Raw genomic sequence first — 3,282 nt, 5'->3', positions numbered from 1 at the left:
GACTGCCCTTTACAAGTGGAAACCCCCAAATATTTAAAGCGAGTTTTTTATTGACCCCCCTTAAAAATTAAAGGTTCTAGATTACTAACATTGCATTTTGTTTACATTAATATTTAGGTGTTAATCCTACATAGATATCTTTGTAGTGTTTTGCACTCTGTTCCCAAGATACATCTTTTTTCATATTACGAACTACCATATCATCCCAGTATGTTCTATTTTCGAAGTAAAGTGTCTTAGCACGATTGATTGCATCATATAAAAGACCACTTTCATATCTGTCGAATGTAAATCCATTACCAGTGTTATCAAATAAGTTATAAGGCTGTACTGTATCTTTTAATCCACCAGTTTCTCTTACGATTGGTACTGAACCATATCTCATACTAATTAACTGAGTTAATCCACATGGTTCAAATCTAGATGGTACTAATAATGCATCACATCCAGCATAGATGTTATGTGCTACATTTTCATTGTAGGCAATATAAGCACAGAAGTTACCCTTATACGCGTTTTCATAATAACGGAATGCATCTTCATATTCGGCATCACCTGTACCTAATACAACAAGCTGTGTATGTTCATCCATAATATGTGGAATTACACTATTTACAAGATCTAGACCCTTCTGGTTAGTCAAACGTGAAATCAAACCAATAACAATCTTATGATCATCTACTTCTAATCCTAATGATTCCTGTAAAGCTTTCTTATTTGCTTTCTTGTTTTCAATAACATTCATACTATCATATGGCGCAGCTAATAGTTTATCAGTTGCTGGATTCCAGATATCTGTGTCAATACCATTTACGATACCTACAAGCTTGTTATGATGATATCTTAAGTGTTCTTCAAGACCTTCACCATATTCTTCTGTCTGGATTTCACCAGCATATGTATTACTTACTGTAGTTACAACATTACTATAAGTAATACCACCCTTCAACATATTCGCATCCAACCAATTCTGTGTGAGGCAGTCTTTATTAAATACATAATCAGGAAGTCCTGACCAATACTGAATAGTCTTTCTATCATAGATTCCCTGGAATCTTAAGTTATGAATAGTAAGTACACAGCTTGCACGTCCTACATTGCTGTCTTTAAAGCATGTTCTTAAGTATAGTGGAACTAAAGCAGCCTGCCAGTCATGACAATGTACAACATCAGGTGTCCAATCTAAATAGTTAAGAGCTGCAAGAGCCGCTTTACCAAAATAACAGAATTTAGGAATATCATCGATTAGATTAGTATATGGATTACCCCAAGAGAAGAATTCATCGTTATCAATAAAATCATAAACAACGCCATCTTCCTGGTATTCCATAATACCTACATAATACTGTTTGCCATCTGAACATAAGTCCATAGAGAATGATCCTTTATATTCCATCTTTTCCTGGAACTTCTGTGGAATACATTTATATCTAGGAATAATAACCTTAACATCACAATTCAACTTAGCAAGACTCTTAGGAAGAGCAGACATAACATCTCCTAATCCACCTGTCTTTACAAATGGATAACATTCAGAACCAATGAATGCTACACTTCTACGTGGACCTAAATCAACTGGTGCTGGAGCAGGAGTTTCCTGAACGACTACTTCAGGTTTCACTTCAACTTTCTTTTCTACTTTAGGTGCTTCTTCCTTCTTAACCGTTTCTTTCTTAGCTGTTGTTGCTTTCTTAGTTGTCTTCTTTGCAGTTGCTGTTTTCTTAGCTATTGACTTTTTAGGTTCAGCTTTCTTTACAGGAACTTCTTCCTTAACGACTTCTGCTTTTGCAGCTGCTTTCTTTGTAGTTGCAGTCTTCTTAGCTGTTGTCTTTTTAGGTTCAGCTTTCTTTACAGGAGCTTCTTCCTTAACAACTTCTGCTTTTGCGGCTGCTTTCTTTGTAGTTGTAGTCTTCTTTGCTGTTGTCTTTTTAGGTTCAGCTTTCTTTATAGTTTCTACTTTAGTAGCTGTTTCCTTTACAGGAGCTTCTTTTTTAATTGCAGTCTTAGTGGCTGTAGTTTTCTTAACTGTTTCCTTTACAGGAGTAGTTTCTTTTGTTGTATCCTTAGCAGCAGCTGTTACTGTTTCTTCCTTAACAGCAGCTGCTTTTGTAGTTGCTTTCTTTGTAGTTTTTTGAACTGTTTTCTTTCTCATATCTTCTTCTCCGATCTTTAAAATAAAATCAAACCATAAAACCTAACTTTCCCATTTTCTCTTGCAACATCCCCTACTATTACAATCAAACTATAAGTTCACTTAAAGTAAGTAATGTATTCAAAATATTTCTTTATTTATTGTACCATAATATGTAAAGGTTGTTTATACAAAAGAGACTTATTCCTAAAAATGGATTTATGGACGTTCCTTCAAATACTTATTATTATTATTATATATATTCTTATTTACATAAACATATACCCTCCCTGAAAACAAAAAAAAGATTAAACAACACTGCACGTATGTTTAATCTCTTTACTTATAGTTTGGCGTCCCAGATAAGATTTGAACTTACGACCTTTCGCTTAGGAGTAACAGAAAGTCACTTTTCAATACTTTCCATTAGTTTCTAATAATTTCTAATAGTTTTATTAGATGGAGATGCCTCTAAATGTACAAAATTGAATTGTAGTTGTTAATGAATAGTTGATATAGAAATGATATAATTAGCTCAACAAATATGACAAAGAATACTATGATTTTTTATTTTTTTTCGCTCTTTTTAAGAAAATTGTTGCTTTAGGTTATCTTATTCGGCAAAAATCCCATAACGATACTCATAATTGGCTTCCTTAAGTGAAATGGGCATAGGCGTAGCTCTCACCATTTCGTTACTGAAAGCCTCTGTATCTATAATCATTCTAAGAATCTCAGCTGCCATTTCCTTTCTTTTGAATGTATATTTAGCCTGCTTCTTAAGAAGCAGAAAATCTAGATAACCTTGTATATATCTGGTTCCAACGCCTCTTGTTGTCTGTATCATTGAACTCACTTCTGTCATCATCTCATTGACAGAACCTAATGATTTTCCATCATCGGTAAGATATCTCTTCTCTATGGGAGATGTCTTTATCTTATTGTTTACTGCTTCAAGATAGTTGGCAAACTGCTGTATGCTTGCCTTTGAATCTGATATGAACTCTTCAACATCTTCAAAGTAATCTTTATTCGCTTTATATTTATCAAATGATTCACTTCCAAGACCTGATACCTGCATCATCATATGATCATTTTCATCTGTAGCACAGACAATGGCAACCTTGTGATGAGATATTCCTCTATATGCA

The 3,282-nt window shown here is 33.9% G+C and carries 2 protein-coding genes; both read right to left on the bottom strand.

What is annotated here, in order from left to right; genetic code table 11:
• Positions 1 to 106: 106 nt before the first annotated feature.
• A complete protein-coding gene (locus EAI80_RS12505; RefSeq protein ID WP_192924063.1) occupies positions 107 to 2,152 on the bottom strand; it encodes a glycogen/starch synthase in 2,046 nt (681 codons plus the stop codon).
• 592 nt (positions 2,153 to 2,744) lie between these two features.
• Positions 2,745 to 3,282, bottom strand: a 538-nt coding sequence (locus EAI80_RS13535; protein WP_161220359.1) for a hypothetical protein, incomplete at its 5' end; no start/stop codon positions are given.

Origin of the sequence: Catenibacterium sp. co_0103 (assembly GCF_004168205.1) — a bacterium.
Taxonomy (GTDB): domain Bacteria; phylum Bacillota_I; class Bacilli_A; order Erysipelotrichales; family Coprobacillaceae; genus Catenibacterium; species Catenibacterium mitsuoka_A.
The sequence above is the reverse complement of the archived record's forward strand: the minus strand, read 5'-3'. Positions and strand labels throughout refer to the sequence as shown.

What these genes read in the sequence shown, in the direction of transcription:
- EAI80_RS12505 (WP_192924063.1), bottom strand. Translation starts at nt 2,152, where the DNA reads ATGAGAAAGAAAACAGTTCAAAAAACTACAAAGAAAGCAACTACAAAA.